The sequence below is a fragment of the Paraburkholderia sp. BCC1885 genome (assembly GCF_900996235.1).
Lineage (GTDB): Bacteria > Pseudomonadota > Gammaproteobacteria > Burkholderiales > Burkholderiaceae > Paraburkholderia.
Window position 1 is genome coordinate 1 of record NZ_CAAJGM010000128.1, and the last position, 472, is coordinate 472.

Genomic DNA, 472 nt, shown 5'->3' on the forward strand with positions numbered 1-472 from the left:
GCACGAATGCAGTACGATAGGCGGTCATGACAAGCAATCTTAGTTGTGGGTCTGGGGGTCGTTCTAGGTGGTCTGCCGCTTCGAATGGTATGAACTGTCCCTGCCGGCCAATGGCGCGCTGGTGTCGAATGCCCACGAACCCGGCACGCGCGAGCACCTGACCGTGCTGGCCGGTTCGATCGAGATCGAGGCCGGCAGCAGTTCGCGGCGCTTGAAGACGGGCGAGACCGCGCGCTACGCGGCCGATGCGCCGCACGCGATCCGCAATCTCGGCCGCGGCGAGGCCAAGGCGCTGCTGATCGTGATCCATCGCTGAAATCCCGCGTCCGGCCTGTCGTATCCGGCAGTTGCGCAATTCACTGTATATTTGTACAGTGTTGGCTCACGAGGAGCCCGCTATGACCGAACAGGACCTGGCCGCGCTCAGCTTCAAGGCTGCGGCGCAAGACATGGAGATGATCGTCCGCCACAT

The 472-nt window shown here is 62.7% G+C and carries 2 pseudogenes; both read left to right on the forward strand.

From position 1 onward, the window contains the following. Positions 1–316, forward strand: a pseudogene (locus tag FQ755_RS13645) (cupin domain-containing protein); the annotation flags it as partial. A 61-nt stretch (positions 317–377) separates the two neighbouring features. Further along, positions 378–472, forward strand: a pseudogene (locus FQ755_RS37325) (serine/threonine protein kinase); the annotation flags it as partial.